Source organism: Enterobacter asburiae, from assembly GCA_011754535.1.
GTDB lineage: Bacteria > Pseudomonadota > Gammaproteobacteria > Enterobacterales > Enterobacteriaceae > Enterobacter > Enterobacter cloacae_N.
The window spans coordinates 20599-45379 of sequence record JAAQVN010000002.1 but is presented as its reverse complement, the minus strand read 5'-3'; the positions used below and the strand labels follow the sequence as shown (position 1 = coordinate 45379).

Genomic DNA, 24781 nt, shown 5'->3' with positions numbered 1-24781 from the left:
TTTTGTTCAAAATGACAAAAAACGTCATGAGGTGAAAGATGGAAAATATTGAGCAGTTACGGAAAGTCGCCACACGTGCAGGTAAACTTCTGACATCCTTGAGCGAAAGTATCCGCCTGCAAAAAGAGGAATTGAAGCTTACCGAGTTCTATCAGGAATACAGTAAAGCCGCCCTATATAAGCTGCCTAAGCTCAGCAAAGGGAGTGTTGAGTATGCTGTGGCCGAAATGGAAGCCAGTGGCTACATTTTTAAAAAGAAACCTTCCGGCAATACGATGAAGTACGCGATGACGATTCAGAACGTCATCGATCTGTATTTCCATCGTAAAGTCCCCAAGTACAGAGATCGCTTCGATAAAGCCTTCACTATTTTTGTATGTAACCTTAAAGGTGGCGGTTCCAAGACAGTTTCTACCGCTTCATTATCCCATGCTTTTCGAGCTCATCCTCAGCTTCTGTTCGAAGACCTGCGTATTCTTGCCATCGATTTCGATCCGCAGGCATCTCTGACAATGTTCCTGAGCCATGAGAATTCAGTGGGTCTGGTTGAAAATACGGCTGCTCAGGCCATGCTCCAGAACGTGTCTCGTGAAGAATTACTGTCCGATTTCATCGTGCCGTCAATTATCCCGGGCGTTGATGTTATTCCTGCTTCCATTGACGATGCATTCCTTGCTGAAGGCTGGAAGGGATTGTGTGAGGAACATCTGCCGGGGCAAAATATTCATGCAGTGCTCAAAGAGAACATTATCGACAAGCTACGGTATGACTACGACTTTATCTTCCTTGATAGTGGTCCTCACCTCGATGCGTTCCTGAAAAACTGCATCGGAGCGGCAGACCTGATGTTGACCCCTCTTCCACCGGCAACGGTTGATTTTCATTCTTCCCTGAAGTTTGTAGCCAGCCTTCCTGCGCTTATTGATTCGATCGAACAGGATGGACACACCTGCAATCTCATCGGAAATGTCGGTTTTATGTCTAAAATCCTGAACAAGTCTGATCACAAAATTTGCCATAGTCAGGCCAAAGAGGTATTCGGTGCCGATATGCTCGACATGGTTCTGCCGAGGCTGGATGGCTTCGAGCGCTGCGGGGAGACTTTTGACACAGTTATTTCCGCAAATCCAGCAACCTATGATGGAAGCACCGAGGCGCTTAAAAGCGCAAAATCAGCAGCGGAAGACTTTGCGAAGGCCGTATTTGATCGCATTGAGTTCATTCGTACTAACGGAGGTGTGTGATGTCGAATGAGAAAAGAAAAACCATTGGCAGACAGTTAAATACCCAAGCGTCAATGGTCGAGATGACTGACACCCAAAGAAGTCAGGTATTTACCCTAAAATCCGGCAGGAAGATAACGTTCAGGTTTGTTCGGGTACCAGCATCGGACGTTGAAAGTAAGACATTCGTAAACCAGGAAACCAATGGAAGAGATCAACTTGCTCTGACCAGGGAGTCCCTGAAATCTATTATCCAGACGATTAAGTTTCAGCAGTTTTTCCCCTGTATTGGCATTCAGCAAGGTGAAAGTATTGAGATACTGGATGGTTCGAGACGGCGAGCCTCAGCGATTTATATCCGTACAGGCCTTGATGTAATGGTTACCGATGAACTTTTATCAGCTGATGAAGCTCGCCAGCTGGCTAAAGATATCCAGACAGCTAAAGAGCATAACCTTCGGGAGATCGGCTTAAGATTGATGGCTCTGAAAGAGTCTGGATTCAATCAAAAGGAAATTGCTGAACTGGAGGGGTTATCCCAGGCTAAGGTCACCAGGGCACTGCAGGCGGCAGCAGTACCGCAAGAATTGATTTCTCTGTTCCCGGTTCAGTCTGAGCTGTCGTTTAGTGACTATAAAATTCTGTTAGAGGTTAATGAAAAACTCAGTGAAAAGGGCTTAACGTCTGAAGGGCTCATTAAGTCTGTCTCAGATCAGCATGATGCAATTTTGAGTGACTACGAGCGACCGGAAGACGAACAGAAAGCCAGTATACTGAAATTGATTTCTCAGGCCTCTCAGGCATTGATAGCTCCTCCTCCTAAGGAAACGTCAGTAATTTCCGCACTCTGGACCTTTGAAGAAAAGGATAAGTTCGCGCGCAAGCGTGTGAAAGGGCGTACGCTGACTTATGAGTTTAGCCGTATGTCAAAAGTGGTTCAGGATGAACTGGACAAAGCTATCAACGAGGTCCTTGATAGAAATTTGAGTAAATAACTTCGCCACGGCGATTTCACACCTAACCTATTGTAATAATGTGGTTTATGTTGAAAATTTCAAGGTGAAATCGCCAATGTTTCAAGTCAGTTTCGCTGCAGGAATATCTGCCCAGCGTGTCGTATAAGCAGGTGATAGCATCTCACGCTTCATTTGCCACTCAGGCGCAACCCCCTACCCGCGAACCACACTTTTCCCAGTCCTGAATGGTTAATACCGTCCACGACTTTCATCAGCTTCTCACTGGCCACATTCCCGTAATACGGTTCGTTCACCGCGAACGGTGACGTCTTCACAAATACGGCAATATGCCTGCAGAACTGCCGCTCACCGCGCAGCTTTTCAGCTGCACGCTCAGCGTACTGACAGACTGCCTGCCGCATGGCTTCATACGTGGTTATCCACAGAAACAGTGCATAACCCTGTGAGTGGATGCCGCGTATCTCAGCGTCTGCTAGGTCAGTGGATCAATAAGTTTCCGGCCTTGGTTACCGGGATTGCCAACTGCCCGGCTGACGGGGTGCCATGTGAAATCTTCGGCGGGAAGACTGCCCTCACGGGCAATGTCTTCCGCCTCTTTACCGGTTGTGTTTTCGCTGAGCCATTTACGCGCAGCAGCCGGTGAGTACACGAGCGGTCGCCGATCGTGAATGTCCAGCAGTCCCTCACCCGCAGCTGCCGTGACGATCAGGAATCCTTCCTAGTCATTGCCGTTTTGCTGTTTCCACTCGAACCAGCCGTCGGCAAAAACAATGGCCCGTCCGTGCTCCCAGAGTGGCCTGAACATCCGGCTGCCGGCAGCAGTTTCACTTCGGGCGTTGATGAGAGCGGGCTTGTTCCACCACTCCGGGGCATAACCCCAGTGAGCAGGATCAAGATGCAGCTGTGAGCGGCGTTCACTCAGCAGCAATACCCGGGTACCGGGCGCAACGTTGTAGCGGCCGACGGGCTCCGGATCATACGGAATATCCCGTTCAGCTTCTTCTCCGAGAAAGGCAAGGTACTCCTCGCGGGAGTTGTACTGCGTAAACCGACCGCACATTGTGTTTCTCCGCTGTGGATCTCTAATCAGGGTTCACCTCAGCTCTGAACATAGGCCGTATTTCTGGTTCCTGCCATCGTGTGGGCGCCGTGCCGCTACTGTAGCCGGGACGCTGCGAATGCAAGGGTTCGCTCTGCCGGTGTCCTTGTATGTTTTGTTTGACATAGAGGTATACACTCTATGTGTTTTTCCTGATGCTGCAGCGTGACCGGTGTCCAGGGATATAAAGCCCGAGGGTGAGTATTTTTGCGCAGTGTCAGTTTCAGAATTAGCCCGAACAATTGCCGGGGCTGAAGGGTAAGCCCGTATCTACAAGGTAGGGAGAACTGAAAAATGAAAGAAACTACAACAGTCGGAATTGATGTATCGAAAGACAGCTTTGATGTCCACATTGATACAACATCCCAGTTTCTTCATCTGGAAAACACACCGACAGGCATACAGTTATTGCTGGAAGCGTTGAGGGAGTTATCGGTTTCGCTTGTTGTCATGGATGTTACCAACGGTGCAAAACTGATCCACCCCAACGGTTGAAAATTGATCCATGGGTTAATCTGCTCCTCTGAATACAGGGGAGCTTATGATCACTTTTGAGATTCGTATGGAAATTAAAGTCCTGCACAAGCGGGGAATGAGTATCCGGGCCATCGCCAGAGAACTGGGTATTTCGCGCAATACTGTCCGCAGCCACCTGAAAGCCAAATCTGAAAAAACGCAGTATTCCCCACGCCCGGCATCATCACTGCTCGATGAATACCGCGATTATATCTGTAAGCGGATCAGCGACGCGCATCCCTACAAAATCCCGGCTACCGTTATTGCCAGGGAAATCATGGAGCTGGGCTATCGTGGAGGTCTGACTATCCTGAGGGAATTCATCCGTTCGCAGACACTCCCCGTACAGGCAGAACCGGTCGTTCGCTTCGAAACCGAGCCCGGGCGGCAGATGCAGGTTGACTGGGGGACCATGCAAAACGGTAAGTCCCCCCTGCATGTGTTCGTTGCTGTTCTGGGATACAGCAGAATGCTTTACATCGAGTTCACCGACAACATGCGCTACGACACGCTGGAATCCTGTCACCGCAATGCGTTCAGCTTCTTCGGTGGCGTACCGCGGGAAGTTCTGTACGACAATATGAAAACGGTAGTGCTCCAGCGAGATGCTTACCAGGCCGGACAGCACCGGTTCCATCCTTCCCTGTGGCAGTTCGGCAAAGAGATGGGCTTCTCTCCCCGGCTATGTCGCCCCTTCAGGGCACAGACTAAAGGTAAGGTGGAGAGAATGGTGCAGTACACCCGCAACAGCTTCTACATCCCGTTAATGACGCGCCTGCGCCCGATGGGGATCACCGTCGATGTTGAAACCGCAAACCGTTACGGCCTGCGCTGGCTGTACGATGTGGCGAATCAACGGAAGCATGAAACTATCCAGACCCGGCCCTGTAATCGCTGGGTGGAGGAACAGCAATCCATGCTGGCACTGCCACCGGAGAAAAAACAGTCTGACGTGCAGGTTGACGAAAGCCTGGTGACCTTCGACAGGCAGCCGTTGCATCATCCGCTGTCCATCTATGACACGTTCTGCAGAGGAGCCACATGATGGTCGAAATACAACATCAACGGCTGATGGTGCTTGCTGAACAGCTCCAGCTGGACAGCCTTATCGGCGCGGCGCCGGCGCTGTCGCAACAGGCAGTGGATCAGGAATGGAGCTACATGGACTTCCTGGAGCACCTGTTACATGAGGAGAAACTGGCCCGGCATCAGCGTAAACAGGCGATGTACACGCGGATGGCAGCCTTCCCGGCGGTGAAGACGTTCGAGGAATATGACTTCACCTTCGCCACCGGCGCACCTCAGAAGCAGCTCCAGTCGCTGCGTTCCCTGAGCTTCATCGAACGTAACGAAAACATCGTGTTGCTGGGCTCCTCGGGCGTGGGGAAAACACATCTGGCGATAGCCATGGGCTACGAGGCAGTACGGGCGGGCATCAAGGTTCGCTTCACAACCGCAGCGGATCTGCTGTTACAGCTGTCGACTTCCCAGCGTCAGGGGCGTTACAAAACGACACTCAATCGCGGTGTCATGGCCCCCAAACTGCTCATCATCGACGAAATAGGCTATCTGCCGTTCAGTCAGGAGGAAGCCAAGCTGTTCTTCCAGGTCATTGCCAAACGTTACGAAAAGAGCGCGATGATCCTGACCTCTAACCTGCCGTTCGGGCAGTGGGACCAGACGTTCGCCGGGGATGCAGCCCTGACATCGGCGATGCTGGACCGGATCTTACATCACTCACACGTAGTCCAGATAAAAGGAGAAAGCTATCGACTGAAGCAGAAACGAAAGGCCGGGTTATAGCGGAAGCTAATCCTGAGTAAACAAGGTGGATCAATATTAGACCGTTGGTGGTGACGGTAAGTGGATCACTTTTTACCCGTTGTTGACAATGGAGGCTACAAGTAAGTATCACTATCTTCTGGCATCTATGCTCACTGAAGCAGGATTGGCAGTTGCTGTCGTAAATCCCTGCCAAGTGAAAAACTTTGCCAGAGCATTGGGCAAAATAGCGAAAAGTGATCCCATTGACGCTAAAACAATTTGTGAGTTAGGAAAGCGCATGCAGCCAGTTGCACGTCCACTTAAGGATAATGAACTTCAGGAGTTATCGTTAATTCTGGCTCGCCGGCGACAACTGGTGCAGACCAGAACGATGGAAGCGGCTCGTTGTCAGGAGAAACCGTCTCCATTTATTGAACAAGGGATCGCAAAGCATATAGCGTGGTTGAACGCAGAAATTAATGCACTGGATCTTGAGATTAAAGCCAGGCTTAAGGAATCAGAAGAACTGACTATGAGGCGGAAATTACTTGATAGTGTAAAAGGTATTGGCCCTGTTACGCAGGCTGTGCTTCTTACGCAGTTACCGGAGTTGGGAAAATTAAATCGCAGGCAAATTTTCGCTCTGGTTGGAGTATGCCCCTATGATCGTGACAGTGGTTCACTAAGAGAGAAGAGAGCCATCTGGGGTGGCCGGTCAGGAGTGAGGGCAATGCTTTACATGGCGATGCTTTCAGCAGTGCGTTACAACCCTCAAATTAAAAGGTTTTACACCAATCTGGTTTCACGCGGTAAACCCAAAAAAGTTGCCTTAACTGCCTGTATCAGAAAATTTATTACAATCCTGAATGCAATGTTTCGTGATGAGCGGAGGTGGGCAGAGTTCAAATCATAACGGATGCCGAATGGCACCCATCATTGGTAAAAGGAATGGTATTAGACGTCAACTAGTGAATGCCTTGCTACGCTGGAATTTCTCGACTATCTGATTCTTTCTAATCAGTTTTCCGTCAAAGAGTTTTGTAGTTTTTTCCTTTATCCGCCGTAGTCGCAGGTTGACATGCCCATCAGTTGAGACTTTTGCACCTGTAATAGCTATAATTGCTCTGGTTGCGAGGAACTCCTCTTCATAGTTTCTGCAAACGAAGATAAGTAGCTCTAGGTTTCTTGTATCAATGAATCGCGATACTTCCTGGCTTAGAGATGTGGCTGATTTGATTAGATCGTCCTTGTCGTTGAGAGTCTCAATGATCCGTTTCAGTTTTGGTGTTGATACATCTTCTGGATTCAGGCTGCAGGCCTCGGAGAATTTTTCTGCGAGCGATTTTGCCCGGGTCATTAAACTAATGACCTCATACATATAAGGTAGCGACTTTAAATTGCCTAATGAACTGGTAACCCATATGGGTTTATTGTCATCATTAAATTTGTGCAGGACATCAATTTTGATATCCCAGTTGCGAGTCTTCTGCGCATCAGTGATGAATGACAATACTGTATTTGGAAATGATTTAAGTATCTGATCTAAAATGACTCTTGTATTAATGATAGTAGTGCGAAGACGGGATAGTTCTTCATTGATAATCAGAGCGTTATCACGAAAATCCTTTAGCTTATGAAGGGCTTTCTTTCTGTCGAGCTGCTTGCGAACCCGCTTTCTTTCATTGGTAAAGGATTTATCAGCTTTGAAGTATTTTCTTGCACAATGCCCGCCAATCAGGACTTCAAAACCATCCGCGGTAACGCCTAACCAACCACTTTTATGTTTTTGATGGCACATGCCATTTAAAGCTTTTACCTGACAACTCACATCTTCAGTGAATTTGTATTCACCTATTAGTTTTTGGAAGTTTTCAGGACTGATCTCATGCTCTGATGAGAAGGAAGGACGCTTATCAATATCAATGAAACTAGAAAAATACTCTGAATCTTCAGCCATTAGCCCGCCTTTACGAGTAGTTAACTGTTTTCATATCCAGCATGTTTAAATATACAACTCAATAACCACTAGATCAATGCTGTTTTTTTATTCTTCTATTGACAGTAAACACAACTGCTCACCCGGTCGCAGTTAATTTCAAAGGCTTTACCCGCTGTCTTCCCGTCGTTTTCCGTCTCAATTTTCGCCGTCAAACCGTCCAGCCAGCGTGGGCTTTTTTACTGCGCTGCGGCTTGCGGCACCGCCCCTGCATTCTCCGCTTTTAATCCGGCTGTCGTATCGGCACGGCGTAACTGGCGCCGCATTTGAGAAAGGAGAACTATCATGTCCCGATTTATCCTGGGTAATTGCGTCCATATCATGACCGGATTTCCGGATAATGCTGTCGATTTTATCCTGACCGACCCGCCATATCTGGTTGGTTTTCGTGACCGTCAGGGGCGTACCATCGCCGGCGATAAAACCGATGAATGGCTCCAGCCCGCATGTAATGAGATGTACCGCGTCCTGAAAAAAGACGCGCTGATGGTGAGCCTCTACGGCTGGAACCGCGTCGATCGCTTTATGGTCGCCTGGAAACATGCCGGATTCAGCGTTGTCGGCCACCTGGTGTTTACCAAAACCTACACATCGAAGTCCGCTTATGTTGGCTACCGCCATGAATGTGCCTACCTGCTGGCAAAAGGCCGTCCGACCCTTCCGCAAAACCCGCTGCCGGATGTGCTGGGCTGGAAATACAGTGGCAACCGGCACCACCCGACCGAAAAACCCGTAACCAGCCTGCAACCGCTGATCGAGAGCTTTACACACCCGAACGCCATTGTTCTCGACCCCTTTGCCGGAAGCGGCTCGACCTGCGTTGCGGCATTACAGGCCGGACGCCGATACATCGGTATCGAACTGCTGGAGCAGTATCACCAGGCGGGACAGAAACGCCTTGATGCGGTACGCCGCGCCATGCAGACCCCGGCGGCAAATGACGACCGCTGGTATCCGGAGGCCGCATGACGAACTACGCCGGAAACGAAGCGCTGCGTGCCGACGTTGCCGCCCTGGCAAACAGCATGTGCGATCTGCGCGCCACGCTCAATGCGCTTGAATCCCGCTACCGCTACGACGCAGAGAACCTGACGGAGCGCCTGGCCCGCCAGACAATTTGCCGCATCAATGCGCTTTATCTTGAAGCATACCTGCAGGCGCTGGAGCTGGACGCCAGCTTTAAAGATTGACACGGGCGGGCAGAAACGCCCGTCAGAAGACGACTCTGGAGAATCAAAATGTACGGAACACGCGAAGAACTCTGCACCCGGCTCGAAAACATGTTCACCCCCGACGAGCCGCTGGTACTGCTGGTCTGGACCGAAGAAGCTTTTTATGTCGCCTGCGGCGAACTTGACGTAAAGCCGGAACCTACCGAGATTCAGGGGCTGATGGAAACAACCGGCAATACGGATATGGCTGTATACCGCAGGGAAGGCGTTACAAATTCTGGCGTATGCGACCTTCTGGTACGATACCGTGAGGCCGTGGCACGCGAGGTGAGCGTTCCCGCGGTGCTGCTCATGCGCGTACTGCGGCGACAGGAAGGCGATCTGGAAAATCTTATCGGGCAGGCATGGGAGGCGGGCCGCCCGATGCCTGAATCCCTCAAACAGGCACTGCACGATGTCAGAATGCTGATGGAACGGATCTGATGCAGCCGCAGGGCCGTGAGCAATCCTGGCCCTGCCGGTCCTGCAACGTAAAAGGATGTCGCCAGCTCCTCTGTTCCGGCACGACCTCCACGGCGTTACGGCCGCGCGGTGAGTGACGTTCGTGCGGCCTGCGGCTTACGCCGTGCCTCTACTTTAGCCCGAACGCTGCAAATGCAAGGGTTCACTGACGTCGATGCCTTCACCCGGTCGCCGTATGTTTAAATGCCTGTCGCGGTTCTTCCCGTCGTTATCTTGCTCAATATTCGCTCGCTAACCGTCCAGACCCTCTCCGCTGTTTACCGGCGCTGCGGCTTCATGCATCGCCCCTGCATTTTTCGCTCCCTGTCGGGCTGTCGTGTCGGCACGGCGTAAGCCGGAACTCAGACGACATCGACCACGGAGGAATTTTATGCGCACTACGACCACCACACCGGCTGTTTATGTGGGCACGTATCACAAGTACAACTGCGGGAGCATTTCGGAAAATGGTTTGACCTGACGGAGTTTGACGGCAGGGAGGATTTTTACGAGGCCTGTCAGGCGCTGCACGCCGATGAATGGGACGCAGAATTTATGTTCCAGGACTGGGAGGGTATCCCGTCGCAGTTCGTCTCTGAAAGCTCCATTGACTGGGATTTTATCGCCGCGTACAAACAGGCTGAAGAAGAGGGCAGGGAGGCCGCGTTTATCGCCTGGGCGGAGTATACCAGCGAGTGTGACTATGACGCGTTTGATGATGCATACCGCGGCGAGGCGGAAAGCGAGGAAGACTACGCGCGGGAGATGGTGGAGGACAACGGCCTGCTGAATGAGGTGCCGGAGCCGCTGCGCAGCTATTTCGATTTTGAAGCCTGGGCGCGTGACCTGTTCAGCAGCGGTTATGTATTCCATGATGGGTACGTCTTCAGCAACTGATTTTCCCCGGCAGGCGGTTCAGCCGCCTGTCAGCCTGCGCGCAAAACCCTGGCAGGCGCTGCCTGCCGGCGAAGTACGCCGCGCCTGCGCCATTGTCTGATGTACCTGTGGTGTCAGGGTATGAATACCGGTGTGCTGCAGCTGGTCGGCGTTATTTCTGTTCCGGTGATAATGCCTGCGTTGCCGTTGCCGTTGCCGTTGCCGTTGCCGTTGCCGTTGGTGATGGTGGCGTACTGGCTGATATCGATTTCCTGTCGGCTTTTCTTCCTGAGCGATATGACTGCGGGCGACTTCCCTGGCGGGAACCGGGGCTGTCATGCTCCGCACAGAGCCAGCATTGCTGTCTCTGCCCGGCCCCTCCGGGGCAGCGGGTTTTCATCCCTCTGTCGCAACGTCAACGGCAGGCTTGCTGCGACCGTTCCGGTCACGCCGCCCTTCACGCGCCGTATCCTGCGCTTTCTGCACCCCGGCAAAAGACGCCGGGCTGTAAGGCGCAACGCCGCTTCGCGCCCGCGCGTTCCGTCGTTGCGGCGGGTTCCTGCTCATTTTCTCCTGGTCATTTCACCCTTTTGAGTCCTTTCGCCGGGGCTGAGACAAGCACAGCCGCTGTCAGCTGTCCAGGGTAAATGGCACGCGGTAAACCGCGCCCTGGACATCCGCCATCACCCGCGCTGGTTTACGCCCCTGCGGCGAACGGCTCTCAAACGGGTGAAGGTAACAACCATCGGGGCGTTCAGCAGGTCCCCGCAAAACGTCAAAACCGCGGCCCCGGCAACTCAACGGGTGATGGTTTTTTAAAAGCAAAACAGGTTCAGAAGGAGGAGCAACATGAGCGAGGCGCTGGCGGTTTTACCCGACGACACCTTTACCCGCGAACAGGCTGAGGCCGTTGCGGCGCAGTACACCAACGTGGCAATTGAGGACGATCAGGGTGCGCATTTTCGCCTGGTTGTCCGTAAGGACGGTGAGATGGTCTGGCGCACATGGAACTTTGAGCCGGGCGGCACGTACTGGCTCAACCGTTATATCGCGGACTACGGTATCCGCAAGCCGCAGTAAGAAAGAGGTGCCCTGCCGGAGCGGTAACTCCGCAGGGCCGGACAACCATCAATATCAGAGAGGTATTAACTATGTCAGTAACCGATATTAAAGCAAAAGCACCCAAAAAAGCGAGCAGCAAAAAAATCACGAAGGCGCAGGAAGAAGCCCTGAAGGTCGCCCTTGAGGCCGCTGTCATCGAGTATGTTCCGCTGTCCAGTCTCGCTAAATCCCCGCTGAACGTGCGCACTATCCCGTATTCCGTGGACAGCGTTCGCGGTCTGGCTGACTCCATCGAAGCGCTCGGACTGCTGCAGAACCTGATTGTTCACACCCTCGCGGACGGACAATCCGGCGTGGCCGCAGGTGGCCGCCGACTGACTGCCCTGAATCTGCTGGCGCAGGAAGACCGTCTTGCGGCCGATCATACCGTCATGGTGAAACGCGTCTCAGACGACATTGCTGCCCTTGCCTCCATCGCTGAGAACGAGCAGCGCGCCGCCATGCATCCGGCAGAGCAGATCGCAGGTTTCCGTACGCTGGCAGAGCAGGGCAAAACCCCCTCTCAGATTGGCGATGCGCTCGGCTTCGGCTCCCGTCACGTGCAGCGCATGCTGAAGCTGGCAAACCTGGCGCCGTCACTGATGGATAAGCTCGCGCAGGACGAACTGACCGTTGAGCAGTGTCAGGCGCTCTGTCTCGAGGACGATCCTGCCCGTCAGGTAGATGTATTTGAAAGCGTGAAGGCCAGCTGGTCGAACGCGCCCGCACACCTGATTAAACGCGCCATTACCGAAACCGAGATGCGCACCGACAACACCAAATTCCGGTTTATTGGGCGCGAAGCGTATGAGGCGGCAGGGGGTTACGTCCGTGAAGATCTGTTCAGCCAGGACGAGGGCGACGGCACGGCAGACAGCGTGCTGGTTGAGCGTCTGGTGCAGGAGAAGCTGGAGCGTATCGCGCAGGACATTCGGCAGCGTGAGGGCTGGGCATGGGGTCGCGGACGCGCAGCCCGCATCTGGTACCACGGCGAAGACGGTAAGGAGTTCGCTCAGCCTGTTGAACCCGAGCCTGTATACACCCTTGAGCAGCAGCAGTGTCTTGATGCGCTGCGGGAGCAGTACGACACATATGACAGCGTTTGCGACGAGTCGGATGCGATCGAAGCGGATATCCTCGCTATTCAGACGGCGGGAGAAGTCAGCGCGTGGACTGACGACATGAAGTCAGGCGCGGGGGTGATGGTCAGCCTGTACGAAGGGCAGGTGTATGTGCAGCGCGGTGTGCGCCTGAAAGCGGATATGACGGAAGAAACCGAAACCAGCAGCGTAACGGTGTCGTTCACCTCACGCCAGCCCGACGCCGCAGAGGGGATCAGCGTCCCGCTGCTCACGAAAATGACCTGCGAGCGTACGCTGGCAGTCCAGGCGGCGCTGATGCAGCAGCCCGAAAAGGCGGTGGCGCTGATGGTCTGGCGCATGTGTACCTGCGTATTTTCAGGCTGTCTGACCACGACGCACCCGTTCCGTATCAGCCTGACCGTGTCCCACGGCAGCCTGACGGAGAACGCCCCGTCCGGTAAGGATGGCGCAGCGTTTAACATCCTGATGACCGAACAGGCAAGGCTGAAAGCCCTGCTGCCGGAAGGGTGGGAGAAGGACTTCACCACCTTCTTTGCCCTTGACGGCGGGGTGTTGATGTCGCTGATGGCCTTCTGCACGGCCTGTTCCGTTGACGGGGTACAGACCCGCGATATGGGGCACACCTCGCGCAGTACCCTCGATACGGTCGAGGCGGCAATCGGCTTCCACCTGCGCGACTGGTGGCAGCCGACGAAGGACAACTACTTCGGCAGCCTGAAACATCCGCAGATTGTGGCCTCCCTGAAAGAGGCGGGGCTGACGGGCGCTGCGGGTGACGCGGAGAAGATGAAGAAGGGCGATGCAGCAGCGCATGCGGAGCACTTCATGCAGCATAAACGCTGGGTTCCGGCATGGCTGAAAGGGTCTGAGCCAGCGGGTAAGGCCGATGCTGACGACGCTGTTTCAGATACCGACAGGACTGACAACGACACCACCAACACGGCACACGCCGCCTGATAACGGAGAGCCGCCCTGCGGGGCGGCAATAAGGAGATAGTTATGCAAACTGTTCTGACCCCCGATGTACTGAAAACGATGTCCTGTGATGAGTTTGAGGACTGGCGCGACAGCGGCGAGGACTTTCGCCGCGAACTGACCCACGCCGTCATGCGTGACCTGTCCTGCCCTGAAAACTGGGACATGAACGGTGAATACCGGAGTGAATTCGGCGGGTTCTTTCCTGTGCAAATTCGCTTTACGCCCTCACACGGCAACTTCCATCTGGCGGTGTGCAGTCCTGGTGCCATCAGCCCGGCGTGGATGGTGGTGTTCGTTCCCGCCAGCGGTCGCCCGTTCTCCGTCATTCGTACCCTGAGCGGCTACCAGCCGGAGCCTGTCAGCCACACCGTCAGCCTGACTGCGCGTCTCGATGCGGACGGATACAGTCAGGCCAGCATCATCAGTATTCTGGCAGCGGAGGGCGCGGCATGATACCTGCAAACCTGTCACTGGTTCCCTTCAGCCCTGAGCGACGCGCCGCGATGGAGGCTATCGCTGAGGTTGAACGCAGGCGGTCGCGCGGCGCGGTGTCCACGATGTATCCGTATGCCAGCGCCTTTTTCCGGCGACTCACGGGCAGCACACGCATCTCACTCAGGGAAATCCATCATTTTGCGCCGGTGCTGACGGCGCGGGAGCTGCGGGGCTGCAGGGACAGCTGGCTCAGTGCCATCGATGCGCTGATTGAAAGTCGCGGGACGCGTTGCTGGCTGCCGCTTCCCGTTGGTGCGGGTCAGCGCCTCTTTCCGGAGGTGGCCTTTCAGCAGACCGAGCGGGTTCGCTGTCAGGCCGCGCTGCGGGATGAAAAATACACCCGCCAGCGCCACAAGGAACAGTGTCAGCGTGAGCGGGCTTACCAGGCGTTGGCGGGGCAGGCGGAGACAGAGCTGGCATTCCATACGCCTGAAACGGTCGGCAGCTGGAGCGCGCGCTGGTCGGGGACTGAACTGCGCCAGTACGACCTGGAGGAGATGTTCTGGCGCTGGAGCGAACGTTTCCCGTCACTGGAGCCAATGGAGCGCTGGACGATGGAGAGTCAGCCTTTCTGGATGGTGATGGCTGAAACGGATGCGCTGGCAAGGGAAAGCACTGAGTCTGTCAGGCAGCTGGAGCGCTGGATGGTACCCAACAAGCTGACAATACAGGGGCGGGTATGAAGTGGCGTTACTCACTGCGCTGGAAGCGTCCTGGTCCCTGTCCTGGTGAGCCTGAACTGGCGTCAGAAGTGGTGGAGGCAGGGAAGCCCGCCCCTGAGTCCGTGATGTCACTGTGGGTTGCCGGAGCCGGATATGCTGTCTGCATTGATTTTCTGTGTGACAGACAGATCAGACGCTGGACCGACGAGCGTAAGGCTGCCACCCGCCGACGGAATCTGGCGCGTCGTGTTAACAGAATTGCGCCGCTGTTTGCTGATGAACTCATCGGGCAGGAACTTGCGGCGCGACCGGACTATTATCGAGGGAAGTCTCACCGGTGAGTTTTGTTATTATCCCCTGGAAATCTTCAGGGCTGCAGGAGCCGGAGAGCAGTCGTAGTCTGCAGCAATAAAAGGAGGCTGATTCTGAATAAAGGACTGACATTATCGGCGCTGGTTGCCATGACGCCGGAGGATTATGAGCAGTTTCGCTCTGATGGCTGGTCTTCTCGTAAGGTGCTGACGCAGGCCGTGCTGCGGGAGTTGGTTTTGCCGGAGGGCAGGGTGGTTTCACCCGAGAATCACACTGAATACGGTGGCGTATGGCCCGTTAGCCTGCGGTATGTTCCACCGCATGGCAGACACTGGTTCATGCTGACCAGCCCCGGCGAAGTCTGTGACCACTGGATGCTGTTGCTTCAGTCAGCCAGCGGACAGCGGATTAAATGTCTGCTCAGAATGCCGGTACTGGATACCTTTCTGGTAAACAGCCTGCTGCTGCGGGCTGATGTGCTGGATAAAAAACGGTACACGCTGGCGGGGCTGGCTAATGAACTGGCTGGCATCACCGTTACGGCAATATCCGGGCGTCGTCCCTGACGGGACACGGCTGTCGTGAACGGAGCCGGTAAACCGTCTCCGCCCTCCGGGCATCCATCCTGACGCAACGTCAACCCCTGCGCTTGCTGCGTCCGTAAACGGACGCGCCGCTTCACCCTGTCGGCGGTAAAACTGCCGACAGTCCTCTGACGCCCCGTCGTTCCGCCGTGTCGGGTGTGTTCATCCTCTCCCCGTACCTCTGGCGAGCCCTCTCCCGTTAAGTCCCCGGGCGGAGGGGTTGTCGTAGCACCGCCGTGTCGTCATCCGAAGGGTGAAATGCACTCCGCCAAAAGTTTTTGCGAAGGATCGCAAAAACTTTTGTCTCCGCCCTTCTCCTGCCGCCCCGCCGTTGCTCCTTTGCCCTTTGCCGCCAGGGAACTCACCGAGAGATGGATTAACCACCAGACAGGAGGAAAAGCAGGATGAACACACAAAACGTCAACGTCAAAACCGCCACCAAAGAATCTACCGAAAGATGGGTGAAAACCTCGTCCCTGCGTACTGATGGCTTTGTGCGCAATATCCATTCCCGTAACCCGTTCGATGTTATTCGCGCGGACGTGGTGCTGGCCCGTATGGAAATACAGGCTAACCGGGGGTGTGGCCTGCACTACGAGATTTATGAGTCCCGTCTGCTGGGTATGGCTATGCACTACCTGGCAGAACTGCCACTGAAAGACCGTCCTGTGTTTATGGGGGCGGCAGAGAAACGGGGTTACATGCTGACGACTGCGGAAGAAGAACGTGCCGATGGTGAATGTGCTGACCTGATGATCGAGCTGGCGGCGGATTACTGATTACTTAACCGGCTGGCGGCAGGGGATGCCGCCAGTCACAACGGAGAAACATTATGAGCAACAGCAACACGAACAGTACGTTCAGCTTCGACGCATGGGAGAAAAGCGCGCTCAGCGAGCTTGATACCCTGCAAAACCACGTCAGTAAAGCCCTGATGAAGTACCAGAGCAATACGGACAAAACGGCGCTGGGCGAGTCTGCAAACCGCTATATGGGCGAACTCAGAACCGCTGTCACGCGCATCCTGAAAGCCACGCCAGCCATTCAGCAGAAAGTCGACGAGATTGCCGACATGCTGCACCTGATGGCGCATTTTTCCGGCATCACGTTCGACGAATAACCACCACGGCGAAATATCAACGCCATTAACCAGAAGGAGATAAGCCATGCACTTAAATCTGACCGAATCCAGTGCCGAAGCAGGTATTTACGCGACCAGTGAGGCCGAACGCGCGTACTGGCTGAGCCGCGAAAAGTCATACCTGACCGCGCCCGTCGAAATCGACGTTCACGCCTTCCATGATGCACTGGGCCTGATGTACCCGATGAACTGGTGCAGCAGTGAAGACGGCGAGTGTGAAACCTTCATGATGGCGGAAATGGTCTGCGGCAATGTGACCGAAATCTACGCGCGGATCGGTATCCGTTATTACCGGATGCGTGACTACAGCAACCTTGACCACGCGGAGATTCTGGCACGCGTTAAGGAGGGAGTGCAGCGCCAGAAATGAGAAAAGCAGGCTTTCGCCTGCCTTAACCCGCCGGATTAGACGCCTAGGAACGATTAATCCGGCCTTCACCAAAAGGAACAAACCAATGCAATTCAGTGAAGTTTCGATTGTTACACCGACCGCCCTGTATGTCCAGATGCTTGAGGCGGAAAACGCACCCGTAAAAAAACAGGTGCGTATTAAACGCAGTGATATCGACCGTGACGACATCAGCGCCGAAATGCGGGCGCTGGGCCGTCACATAGCGCACTGCCGGAAGAAGGGGCGCGCCGTTCGTATTCCTGCCATGCGCGGGAGTGAGTGGGGGCAGGTGTTACGCACGCTCGAACTGAAGCGGGCATTTAGCTGACGGAGGAGCCGCTCCTTACGGGGCGGCATTTAAGGAGGAACTATGTCTCAACTCAGTTTTGCCAGCTTTTTTGACCAGACGAAAGAGGCCGCACCAGTAACACCCGCTAAACCCGTATTGCCCACCGTGAACGCGCAGCCGATACCGCACCGGATGATGACAATCGACCAGGCCCGCCGCCAGTTTATCAGCGTGTTCAGGGATACCGCCCGCAGCCTGCGCCGCTGGGAGGTGTTCAGCGACTTTATCACGCTGGCCGCCAGCGAGCTGGATGTGGCGCGGATAAGAACGCCGGAGAATATTGAGCAGAGCCGCAAAATCTGCGCGAAGTACAGCGAGAGCGATATCAGCAACCTGCATACGCTCTTCTGCCTGATGGTCTGCGCACTGGAGGCCAAATTCCACGACTTCCTCGGCGCGATCTTCATGGAGCTTGAGCTTGGCGACGACCGCAACGGACAGTATTTCACGCCGTATCACGTCCAGTCACTGCTGGCGAGGCTGCTGATGCCGGACGTCGACGAAACGATACGCCGTGAGGGATTCGTTATCTACGCGAACCAGATTGCCTTTGGCCGCCTGTATCGTGCCGCGCTGAAGGATGACGTCGCGGCGATGGGCTATGAGACTGAGACGGTCGGCAAACACGGCATGTGGGAGCTGAAGGGCGTACCGACGGAGCCGTATTCCAGCCGCAGCAGGACCATCAGCGAGGCGGTCGGGGATGACGCGTCCCTGAAGTCCCGCGACGTGGCGGCGCTCGACACCCGCCAGTCGAAGCAGAAGATTGACCCCGAACAGCGCATGGCCGAGTGGATGCAGACCCTGAAAGCGACGGGGTTTGACATTAAAGCCTACCGCGAGGCGGCAGACCTGCGGGTTGAGCAGGGGAATATTCCCGTTACGGCGCCTGAAGCCATTGATATTAACAGCAGCGTCGGACAGTCCATTGCGATGCTGAGTGACCGGCGGGCGCGGTTCACGTATTCCGAACTGCTGGCTACCACCCTCGGGCAGCTGCCCGCGCGGCCGGGCATGGTGGAGATGGCGCGTGACGGCATTGATGCGGCGATAAAAAATGAGCAGCTCATCCCGCTGGATAAAGAGAAGGGGCTGTTTACCTCGAACATCCACGTGCTGGATGAGCTGTCGGTGTCGGCGATGACCCGCGATTTACAGCGGACGGGGCAGGCCGACATTTTTCCGGATAAAAGCGTGCCCCGCAGCCGGTCATACAGCGATGCCGTGAGTGTCCTGGCCCAGGACCGTCCGCCGGTGGCGATCATTTCGGGTCAGGGCGGGGCGGCCGGCCAGCGTGAGCGCGTGGCGGAACTGACGATGATGGCGCGCGAACAGGGGCGTGACGTGCAGATTATCGCCGCCGACAGGCGTTCGCGCAGCGCCCTTATGCAGGATGAGCGCCTCAGCGGCGAGCATATCACCGACAGGCGGGGGCTGACGGAGGGTATGGCCTTTACGCCCGGCAGCACGCTGATTGTTGACCAGGGGGAGAAGCTGACCCTGAAAGAAACGCTCACGCTGCTCGACGGTGCGCTGCGCCATAACGTCCAGCTGCTGATAGCCGACATCGGCCAGCGCACCGGGACCGGCAGCGCCCTCACCGTCATGAAGGAAGCGGGAGTTAGCACGCTCGCATGGCAGGGCGGTGAGAAGACGCAGGTCTCGGTTATCAGCGAGCCTGACCGGCGGCAGCGGTATGACCGCCTGGCCGCTGACTTTGCCCGAAGCGTCCGCGCAGGTGAACACAGCGTGGCGCAGGTCTCAGGTCCGCGCGAGCAGGCCGTGCTGGCAGGCGCTGTCCGCGAGGCGCTTAAGGCGGAAAAGGTGCTGGGCGAGCGGGAGGTCAGTATCACCACGCTGGAGCCGGTCTGGCTCGACAGCCGCCATCAGCAGGTGCGCGACCACTACCGGGAGGGGATGGTCATGGAGCGCTGGAATGCCGAAGAGCGTAGCCGGGAACGCTTTGTCATTGACCGCGTGACGGGCCGCAACAACAGCCTGACGCTGCGTAACGCCCAGGGTGAGACGCGGGTGACCCGCCTGTCTGAACTCAACAGCAGCTGGTCGCTGTACCGCACCGGCATGCTGCACGTGGCCGAGGGCGACCGCCTGGCGGTGCTGGGTCAGGCGCAGGGGACGCGGCTCAAGGGAGGCGATACGGTGACCGTTAAGGCCCTCGGGGAGGCGGGGCTCGTCGTCAGCCTGCCCGGGCGTAAGGCTGACGTGATCCTGCCCGCCGGCGACAGCCCGTTTACCGCCGCGAAGGTGGGGCAGGGCTGGGTGGAGTCGCCGGGCCGCCCGGTGAGCGACAGCGCCACGGTTTTTGCCTCGCTGTCGCAGCGCGAGCTGGATAACACCACGCTGAACAAACTGGCGCTCAGCGGCCGGGCGGTGCGGCTCTATTCCGCGCAGACGGCGCAGAAAACGACGGAGAAGCTGTCGCGTCAGTCTGCCTGGAGCGTCGTGTCCAAACAGATTAAGGATGCGGCGGGGCATGACAGGCTCGATGATGCCCTGGCGCACCAGAAGGCCGGGCTGCACACGCCGGAGCAGCAGGCTATCCATCTGGCCATTCCGGTGCTGGAGGGGAACGGCCTGGCGTTCACGAAGCCGCAGCTGATGGCCGCCGCGAAAGAATTTGAGCAGGACAGCCTCAGCCTGCAGGCCATCGAAAAGGAGGCGGACCGGCAGGTGCGCAGCGGCGCCCTGCTGTCGGTGCCGGTATCGCCGGGAAACGGCCTGCAGCTGCTGGTCTCACGCCAGTCGTACAACGCTGAAAAAAGCATTATCCGCCACGTCCTTGAGGGAAAGGAGGCCGTCACCCCGCTAATGGATAATGTTCCGGACGCGCAGCTGGCGGGCCTGACCGACGGGCAGCGGAACGCCACGCGCATGATACTTGAATCCCCCGACCGCTTTACCCTGGTGCAGGGCTACGCGGGCGTGGGTAAGACCACTCAGTTCCGGGCGGTCATGTCGGCCATCGGCACGCTGCCGGAACGGGAGCAGCCGCGTGTTATCGGCGTGGCCCCCACCCACCGGGCGGTGAGCGAGATGCGAGATGCGGGCGTACCCGAAACGCAGACGCTGGCGGCCTTTATTCACGACACGCAGCAGCAGCTGCGCGGCGGCGAACGACCGGACTTCAGCAACGTCCTGTTTCTCGTGGATGAAAGCTCGATGGTCGGTAACGCCGACATGGCGAAGGCGTACAGCCTGATTGCCGGGGGCGGGGGACGCGTGGTCTCCAGCGGCGATACCGACCAGCTGCAGTCCATTGCCCCGGGCCAGCCCTTCCGCCTGCTGCAGAAGCGCAGCGCCATTGACGTGGCGGTGATGCAGGAGATTGTCCGCCAGACGCCGGAGCTTAAACCTGCCGTCTACAGCCTGATTAACCGCGATATCGGCAGCGCCCTGACGACCATTGAGCGCGTGGCGCCGGCACAGGTGCCGCGCAGGGCGGATGCCTGGCAGCCGGACAGCTCGGTCATGGAGTTCAGCCGCGAACGGGAGGAGGCCATCGCGAAAGCCATGGCGGCCGGTGGCCTGCTGCCCGGCGGGGAGCCCGCGACGCTGCTGGAGGCCATCGTGAAGGACTACACGGGGCGTACGCCGGAGGCGCAGGCGCAGACCATCGTTATCACCGCCCTGAACGCCGACCGCCGCCAGGTGAACGCCATGATTCATGACGCCCGTCAGGATGCCGGCGAGGTGGGCGAAAAAGAGGTCACGCTGCCGGTCCTTACGCCAGCCAATATCCGCGACGGGGAGCTGAGGCGCATGGCAACGTGGGAGGCGTCCCGCGACAGCCTGGTTCTGCTGGACAGCACGTATTACAGCATTGAGGCGCTGGACGGGGAGGCGCACCTGGTGACGCTGAAGGATACGCAGGGCAACACCCGCAGCCTGTCGCCCGCGCAGGCGGCGACAGAGGGCGTCACGCTCTACCGTCAGGACACCATCACCGTGTCGGAAGGTGACCGGATGCGCTTTTCGAAAAGCGACAACGAGCGGGGCTTCGTGGCCAACAGCGTCTGGTCGGTCAGTGAGATAAAAGGTGACAGCGTCACGCTGTCGGATGGAAAACAGACCCGCACGCTTACGCCGTCAGCGGAGCAGGCAGAGCAGCACATCGACCTGGCCTATGCCGTTACCGTTGAAGGCTCACAGGGTGCGAGCGAACCCTTCTCCATCTCCCTGCAGGGCACGGACTGCGGGCGTAAGCGGATGGTGAGCTTCGAGTCGGCCTACGTGGCGCTGAGCCGCATGAAGCAGCACGCGCAGGTTTATACCGACAACCGGGATAAGTGGGTGGCCGCGATGGAAAAATCGCAGGCGAAAAGTACGGCGCATGACATTCTCGAGCCGCGTGGCGACCGCGTCGTCGCGAATGCCGCCCGCCTGACGGCGACGGCTAAAGCGCTGGGTGAGGTGCCTGCCGGTCGCGCCGCGCTGCGCCAGGCCGGGCTGCAGCCCGAGGGCTCGATGGCGAAATTTATCTCGCCGGGGCGTAAATACCCGCAGCCGCACGTGGCGCTGCCCGCTTTTGACCGCAACGGCAGGCAGGCGGGCGTCTGGCTGAGCGCCCTGACCTCCGGAGACGGGCAGCTTAAGGGGCTCGCTGGTGAAGGCCGGGTGATGGGCAGCGGGGACGCGGCGTTTGCGGGTCTGCAGGCCAGCCGTAACGGTGAGTCGCTGCTGGCGCGGGATATGGAAGAGGGCGTGCGGTTCGCGAGGGAGAATCCACAGAGCGGCGTGGTGGTGCGGCTCGAAGGCGAGGCGCGACCGTGGAACCCCGGCGCCATTACCGGCGGTCGGGTCTGGGCCGACAGCCTGCCCGACAGCACCGGTACGCAGCCCGGAGAGACGGTTCCGCCGGAGGTGCTGGCGCAGCAGGCCCGGGAGGCTGAGGTGCAGCGGGAGCTGGATAAGCGTGCTGAAGAGGCGGTCCGCGAGATGGCCCGCAGCGGCGACGGGCCGGCCGGTGGGGCTGACGTTGCCGTCCGGGATGTGGTGCGGGATATGGAGCGGATAAAAGAAACGCCGGCATCTCCCCTCACGCTGCCGGATGCGCCGGAAGAACGCCGCCGGGATGAGGCGGTGTCTCAGGTGGTGCGTGAGAACGTGCAGCGGGACCGCCTGCAGCAGATGGAGCGCGAAACGGTGCGAGACCTTGAGCGTGACAAGACCCTGGGAGGCGACTGATATGCGTGCTGAAAAGCATCCGCTGTTCCCTCTTGTGGTGGTGGCCGACTGCTGGCTGCAGCGTCTGCTTGTGTGGACGCCGGGCCAGACCGACCTTATCAAAACCGTGGCGCTGCTGCTGATGGTGGCCGACCACATCAGCATGCTGTGCGGACTGGATAATGACTGGCTGCGTCTTGCCGGTAGGGGAGCGTTTCCGCTCTTTGGCCTGGTCTGGGCCATGAACCTCGCCCGCCATCCGCAGATTCAGCAGCGCGCCCTGAACCGGCTCTGGATATGGGCGGGTGTGGCGCAGGGCGGCTGGATACTGGCCGGGCTGCGCCCGGACCTGGGCAATATCCTGTTTGCCTTTGCGGTCAGCGGACAGGCGCTGGCGCTGATACAGCAGCACGGGCCGCGCGCGTGGCCGCTGTCCCTGATGCTGGTTCTGGCCTGGCTGCCGTTTTCAGCGGGAAGCTACGGGCTGGCGGGGGTAGTCATGCTGATGCTGGCCTGCGGCGTCTGTATGACGGGCCGGCGCACCACGCGCACGGGGCTAGCGCTGTGTCTGGCGCTGGCGATACTCGCGCTGAATGCCGCGGACAGCGCCGCCTTTGTCGTTGCGGGGCTGGTAATACCCGGAATAACCCTGTCGGTGCTGAGCCGGACCTGCAGTCTTGTGCCGCGCTTCTGGCCACAGGAGTTTTTCCCGCTGTTCTACGCGGTGCACCTTGCAGTGCTGGGACTGATTGCGATGTAATCTGGAGTATGAGAGGGATTAAGGGATCGGATATGACAGAACAACGCCCTAAGTTGACGCTGCGGCGAAAACCAGTGTCGGATGTAAATGAAAACAGCATGCCACAGGCAGGCAGTGCGGGTGAGCCGCTCAGAACCGTGACGCGTAAAAAGACCGTAGTGGTGAACACGACTCCTGCCTGGAAGGTCAGGAAGCAGGCGGTGGATGAGAGCGCGAAAAAGGCGCAGGCAGATGAGAAGGCCGCCCGAAAAGCCGAAAAAGCGCGGCTGTGGGCAGAGCGACAGGCGCAGGAACGGGAGGCCATGCGGGCGGCCAGGCGCAAGCCTGCACTTGAACCGGTTTACCGGAAGGTTATGCCGCTGACGGACGCGCTCGTGCTCCTGGAGCGTTGCTGGCCGGCCCTCGTTACGGACGGCCAGCCGCAGCTCCTGGCGGTCAACATCCGGGAGGCGATGGTCAATGACATTCGCCGGCGCGGGCTGGAGGTTTCCGTGAAGACGCTGAAACGCTGCCTTGCCGCAGTCACCCGCTCGGATGCGTATCTGGGCGCCATGACGGTGGGCGCGTGGCGTAAAAACCTTGCCGGACAACCGGTCGCACCGGTGAGCGAGGAGGAGGCGGCGTATGCCGTGGAGCGCAGGGCTCAGGAGCATGCTAAACGACAGCGCAGGGCGGCCAGGGAAGCACCCGCGCCCGCACACGATACGAACTGATAACAACAGAGAAGAGGAAAACACAGGATGAACATGAATAAAACCCTTTCAGTCATGCTTGCCGCTGGCCTTCTGGTCTCCGGCATGGCGGGGGCAGCAGAGAAACCTGCCGCTGCCTTTACCCCGGAGCAGGAAGCCCGCATTGGTGAAATCGCGAAAGACTACCTGCTGGCTCATCCGGAAGTGCTGGTTGAGGTCAGCCAGAAGCTGCAGGCTCAACAGCAGGAGAAGCAGCAGCAGGCGATGACGGCCGCCGTGGTTCAGAATCAGGCGGCGCTGCTGAACGATAAAGGCACGCCGTCATATGGGCCGGCCGACGCAAAAGTCACTGTCGTCGAGTTTTTCGATTACCAGTGCATCTACTGTGCTCGCCTGGCGCCGGAGCTGGAAAAGGTAATAAAAGCAAACCCGAACGTGCGCTTTGTGTTCAAGGAATTCCCGATATTTGGCCAGCGCTGGCCGGCGTCGCTCAGCGCGGCGAAAACCGGGCTCCAGGTCTGGAAGCAGAAGGGGGCCGATGCTTACCTCAACTATCACAACGCGATTTACGCCACCGGCCACAACGAGGGCAAGCTGACCGACGCTGATATCAGCGCGGCCGCAAAAGCCGTGAAGTTCGATGCGAAAACAGCCCCAAATGTTCAGGGAACCCTGGATGGCATAAACACACTTGCGCAGCAGCTGGGCTTCAGCGGTACTCCAGCCCTGGTGGTTCTCCCGTCAGCCGGCGCCAGCGCTGATAACGTGACGGTTATCCCAGGATACACCAGCGCAGAGGCCCTGCAGCAGGCCATCAGTCATGCTGCCGGCGATACCAAAAAATAATCAGGCGTTCGCCACCTGATACCGCTAAAAGAGACTGACGCCTTCGCCGTGCTCAGTTG

23 protein-coding genes and 5 pseudogenes are annotated in these 24781 nt (G+C 57.3%); 24 read left to right on the top strand and 4 right to left on the bottom strand.

Going from position 1 to position 24781, the window contains the following annotated elements; genetic code table 11:
* Positions 1-38: 38 nt before the first annotated feature.
* Both HBM95_23160 and HBM95_23155 read left to right on the top strand, forming a co-directional pair.
* Positions 39-1244, top strand: coding sequence for a ParA family protein (locus HBM95_23160; protein ID NIH45786.1), 1206 nt, complete (start codon positions 39-41; stop codon positions 1242-1244).
* Positions 1244-2218, top strand: a complete 975-nt coding sequence (locus tag HBM95_23155; protein ID NIH45785.1) for a ParB/RepB/Spo0J family partition protein — start codon at positions 1244-1246, stop codon at positions 2216-2218. Before HBM95_23160 ends, HBM95_23155 begins: the two co-directional genes overlap by 1 nt.
* A gap of 230 nt (positions 2219-2448) precedes the next feature.
* Here HBM95_23155 and HBM95_23150 read toward each other — a convergent pair.
* Both HBM95_23150 and HBM95_23145 read right to left on the bottom strand, forming a co-directional pair.
* Positions 2449-2619, bottom strand: a pseudogene (locus HBM95_23150) (DNA polymerase V subunit UmuC).
* A gap of 53 nt (positions 2620-2672) precedes the next feature.
* Positions 2673-3260: pseudogene (locus HBM95_23145) on the bottom strand (DNA breaking-rejoining protein).
* Between the two features lie 333 nt (positions 3261-3593).
* Here HBM95_23145 and HBM95_23140 point away from each other — a divergent pair.
* The 4 genes and pseudogenes from HBM95_23140 (at position 3594) to HBM95_23125 (ending at position 6492) form a co-directional block, all read left to right on the top strand.
* On the top strand, positions 3594-3794 hold the full coding sequence (locus tag HBM95_23140) for an IS110 family transposase (GenBank protein NIH45784.1): 201 nt from the start codon (positions 3594-3596) through the stop codon (positions 3792-3794).
* Positions 3795-3840: 46 nt separating this feature from the next.
* Positions 3841-4860, top strand: a complete 1020-nt coding sequence (locus HBM95_23135; protein NIH45783.1) for an IS21 family transposase — start codon at positions 3841-3843, stop codon at positions 4858-4860.
* Positions 4857-5638 (top strand): annotated as a pseudogene (locus HBM95_23130) (AAA family ATPase). The gene HBM95_23135 and the pseudogene HBM95_23130 overlap by 4 nt, the downstream one beginning before the upstream one ends.
* Before the next feature lie 68 nt (positions 5639-5706).
* Positions 5707-6492 (top strand): IS110 family transposase, encoded by a 786-nt coding sequence (locus tag HBM95_23125; protein NIH45782.1) that lies wholly within the window; start codon positions 5707-5709, stop codon positions 6490-6492.
* A 48-nt stretch (positions 6493-6540) separates the two neighbouring features.
* Here the strand turns inward: HBM95_23125 and HBM95_23120 are convergent, their stop codons facing one another.
* Complete coding sequence (locus tag HBM95_23120; GenBank protein ID NIH45781.1) at positions 6541-7536, bottom strand: hypothetical protein; 996 nt, start codon at positions 7534-7536, stop codon at positions 6541-6543.
* A 324-nt stretch (positions 7537-7860) separates the two neighbouring features.
* Here HBM95_23120 and HBM95_23115 point away from each other — a divergent pair, with 324 nt between their 5' ends.
* The 4 genes and pseudogenes from HBM95_23115 (at position 7861) to HBM95_23100 (ending at position 10145) form a co-directional block, all read left to right on the top strand.
* Entirely contained in the window at positions 7861-8544 is a 684-nt protein-coding gene (locus HBM95_23115; GenBank protein ID NIH45780.1) for a DNA methylase, read from the top strand.
* Positions 8541-8765: a hypothetical protein gene (locus HBM95_23110; protein NIH45779.1), complete on the top strand. Its 225-nt coding sequence runs from the start codon at positions 8541-8543 to the stop codon at positions 8763-8765. Before HBM95_23115 ends, HBM95_23110 begins: the two co-directional genes overlap by 4 nt.
* Before the next feature lie 48 nt (positions 8766-8813).
* Positions 8814-9230, top strand: coding sequence for a DUF1380 family protein (locus tag HBM95_23105; GenBank protein ID NIH45778.1), 417 nt, complete (start codon positions 8814-8816; stop codon positions 9228-9230).
* A gap of 409 nt (positions 9231-9639) precedes the next feature.
* Positions 9640-10145, top strand: a pseudogene (locus tag HBM95_23100) (antirestriction protein ArdA).
* Positions 10146-10520: 375 nt separating this feature from the next.
* On the opposite strand, the gene HBM95_23095 reads toward HBM95_23100, so the two are convergent.
* Positions 10521-10691: a hypothetical protein gene (locus tag HBM95_23095; protein NIH45777.1), complete on the bottom strand. Its 171-nt coding sequence runs from the start codon at positions 10689-10691 to the stop codon at positions 10521-10523.
* Positions 10692-10973: 282 nt separating this feature from the next.
* Here HBM95_23095 and HBM95_23090 point away from each other — a divergent pair, with 282 nt between their 5' ends.
* From HBM95_23090 to HBM95_23025, 14 genes and pseudogenes are all read left to right on the top strand, one after another.
* Complete coding sequence (locus tag HBM95_23090; protein NIH45776.1) at positions 10974-11204, top strand: DUF905 domain-containing protein; 231 nt, start codon at positions 10974-10976, stop codon at positions 11202-11204.
* Positions 11205-11275: 71 nt separating this feature from the next.
* Entirely contained in the window at positions 11276-13285 is a 2010-nt protein-coding gene (locus HBM95_23085; GenBank protein NIH45775.1) for a ParB/RepB/Spo0J family partition protein, read from the top strand.
* Positions 13286-13327: 42 nt separating this feature from the next.
* Positions 13328-13759 (top strand): conjugation system SOS inhibitor PsiB, encoded by a 432-nt coding sequence (gene psiB / locus HBM95_23080; protein NIH45774.1) that lies wholly within the window; start codon positions 13328-13330, stop codon positions 13757-13759.
* Positions 13756-14484, top strand: coding sequence for a plasmid SOS inhibition protein A (locus tag HBM95_23075; protein NIH45773.1), 729 nt, complete (start codon positions 13756-13758; stop codon positions 14482-14484). Before psiB ends, HBM95_23075 begins: the two co-directional genes overlap by 4 nt.
* Positions 14481-14804 carry a theronine dehydrogenase gene (locus tag HBM95_23070; GenBank protein ID NIH45772.1) on the top strand — a complete coding sequence of 108 codons (324 nt, stop codon included), beginning with the start codon at positions 14481-14483 and terminating at the stop codon, positions 14802-14804. The genes HBM95_23075 and HBM95_23070 overlap by 4 nt, the downstream gene beginning before the upstream one ends.
* Before the next feature lie 120 nt (positions 14805-14924).
* A complete protein-coding gene (locus HBM95_23065) occupies positions 14925-15341 on the top strand; it encodes a hypothetical protein (protein ID NIH45771.1) in 417 nt (138 codons plus the stop codon).
* A gap of 422 nt (positions 15342-15763) precedes the next feature.
* Complete coding sequence (locus HBM95_23060; GenBank protein ID NIH45770.1) at positions 15764-16138, top strand: hypothetical protein; 375 nt, start codon at positions 15764-15766, stop codon at positions 16136-16138.
* Between the two features lie 53 nt (positions 16139-16191).
* Positions 16192-16479, top strand: a complete 288-nt coding sequence (locus HBM95_23055) for a hypothetical protein (protein ID NIH45769.1) — start codon at positions 16192-16194, stop codon at positions 16477-16479.
* 46 nt (positions 16480-16525) lie between these two features.
* The gene (locus tag HBM95_23050) at positions 16526-16870 is read left to right on the top strand and encodes a hypothetical protein (protein NIH45768.1); all 345 of its coding nucleotides are present in this window, start codon (positions 16526-16528) and stop codon (positions 16868-16870) included.
* An 85-nt stretch (positions 16871-16955) separates the two neighbouring features.
* Complete coding sequence (locus tag HBM95_23045; protein NIH45767.1) at positions 16956-17219, top strand: hypothetical protein; 264 nt, start codon at positions 16956-16958, stop codon at positions 17217-17219.
* A gap of 42 nt (positions 17220-17261) precedes the next feature.
* On the top strand, positions 17262-22445 hold the full coding sequence (gene traI / locus HBM95_23040) for a conjugative transfer relaxase/helicase TraI (GenBank protein NIH45766.1): 5184 nt from the start codon (positions 17262-17264) through the stop codon (positions 22443-22445).
* Between the two features lies 1 nt (position 22446).
* A complete protein-coding gene (traX, locus tag HBM95_23035; GenBank protein NIH45765.1) occupies positions 22447-23184 on the top strand; it encodes a type-F conjugative transfer system pilin acetylase TraX in 738 nt (245 codons plus the stop codon).
* Between the two features lie 32 nt (positions 23185-23216).
* Positions 23217-23938 (top strand): annotated as a pseudogene (locus HBM95_23030) (fertility inhibition protein FinO).
* Positions 23931-24722, top strand: coding sequence for a DsbA family protein (locus HBM95_23025; GenBank protein ID NIH45764.1), 792 nt, complete (start codon positions 23931-23933; stop codon positions 24720-24722). The pseudogene HBM95_23030 and the gene HBM95_23025 overlap by 8 nt, the downstream one beginning before the upstream one ends.
* Positions 24723-24781 lie beyond the last annotated feature (59 nt).

What these genes read in the sequence shown, in the direction of transcription:
- HBM95_23065 (NIH45771.1), top strand. Translation starts at nt 14,925, where the DNA reads ATGACGCCGGAGGATTATGAGCAGTTTCGCTCTGATGGCTGGTCTTCT.
- traI (NIH45766.1), top strand. Translation starts at nt 17,262, where the DNA reads ATGTCTCAACTCAGTTTTGCCAGCTTTTTTGACCAGACGAAAGAGGCC.
- HBM95_23110 (NIH45779.1), top strand. Translation starts at nt 8,541, where the DNA reads ATGACGAACTACGCCGGAAACGAAGCGCTGCGTGCCGACGTTGCCGCC.
- HBM95_23085 (NIH45775.1), top strand. Translation starts at nt 11,276, where the DNA reads ATGTCAGTAACCGATATTAAAGCAAAAGCACCCAAAAAAGCGAGCAGC.
- HBM95_23090 (NIH45776.1), top strand. Translation starts at nt 10,974, where the DNA reads ATGAGCGAGGCGCTGGCGGTTTTACCCGACGACACCTTTACCCGCGAA.
- HBM95_23050 (NIH45768.1), top strand. Translation starts at nt 16,526, where the DNA reads ATGCACTTAAATCTGACCGAATCCAGTGCCGAAGCAGGTATTTACGCG.
- HBM95_23135 (NIH45783.1), top strand. Translation starts at nt 3,841, where the DNA reads ATGATCACTTTTGAGATTCGTATGGAAATTAAAGTCCTGCACAAGCGG.
- HBM95_23120 (NIH45781.1), bottom strand. Translation starts at nt 7,536, where the DNA reads ATGGCTGAAGATTCAGAGTATTTTTCTAGTTTCATTGATATTGATAAG.
- HBM95_23115 (NIH45780.1), top strand. Translation starts at nt 7,861, where the DNA reads ATGTCCCGATTTATCCTGGGTAATTGCGTCCATATCATGACCGGATTT.
- HBM95_23160 (NIH45786.1), top strand. Translation starts at nt 39, where the DNA reads ATGGAAAATATTGAGCAGTTACGGAAAGTCGCCACACGTGCAGGTAAA.
- HBM95_23060 (NIH45770.1), top strand. Translation starts at nt 15,764, where the DNA reads ATGAACACACAAAACGTCAACGTCAAAACCGCCACCAAAGAATCTACC.
- HBM95_23055 (NIH45769.1), top strand. Translation starts at nt 16,192, where the DNA reads ATGAGCAACAGCAACACGAACAGTACGTTCAGCTTCGACGCATGGGAG.
- HBM95_23075 (NIH45773.1), top strand. Translation starts at nt 13,756, where the DNA reads ATGATACCTGCAAACCTGTCACTGGTTCCCTTCAGCCCTGAGCGACGC.
- HBM95_23155 (NIH45785.1), top strand. Translation starts at nt 1,244, where the DNA reads ATGTCGAATGAGAAAAGAAAAACCATTGGCAGACAGTTAAATACCCAA.
- HBM95_23125 (NIH45782.1), top strand. Translation starts at nt 5,707, where the DNA reads ATGGAGGCTACAAGTAAGTATCACTATCTTCTGGCATCTATGCTCACT.
- HBM95_23045 (NIH45767.1), top strand. Translation starts at nt 16,956, where the DNA reads ATGCAATTCAGTGAAGTTTCGATTGTTACACCGACCGCCCTGTATGTC.
- psiB (NIH45774.1), top strand. Translation starts at nt 13,328, where the DNA reads ATGCAAACTGTTCTGACCCCCGATGTACTGAAAACGATGTCCTGTGAT.
- HBM95_23070 (NIH45772.1), top strand. Translation starts at nt 14,481, where the DNA reads ATGAAGTGGCGTTACTCACTGCGCTGGAAGCGTCCTGGTCCCTGTCCT.
- HBM95_23105 (NIH45778.1), top strand. Translation starts at nt 8,814, where the DNA reads ATGTACGGAACACGCGAAGAACTCTGCACCCGGCTCGAAAACATGTTC.
- traX (NIH45765.1), top strand. Translation starts at nt 22,447, where the DNA reads ATGCGTGCTGAAAAGCATCCGCTGTTCCCTCTTGTGGTGGTGGCCGAC.
- HBM95_23140 (NIH45784.1), top strand. Translation starts at nt 3,594, where the DNA reads ATGAAAGAAACTACAACAGTCGGAATTGATGTATCGAAAGACAGCTTT.
- HBM95_23025 (NIH45764.1), top strand. Translation starts at nt 23,931, where the DNA reads ATGAATAAAACCCTTTCAGTCATGCTTGCCGCTGGCCTTCTGGTCTCC.
- HBM95_23095 (NIH45777.1), bottom strand. Translation starts at nt 10,691, where the DNA reads ATGAGCAGGAACCCGCCGCAACGACGGAACGCGCGGGCGCGAAGCGGC.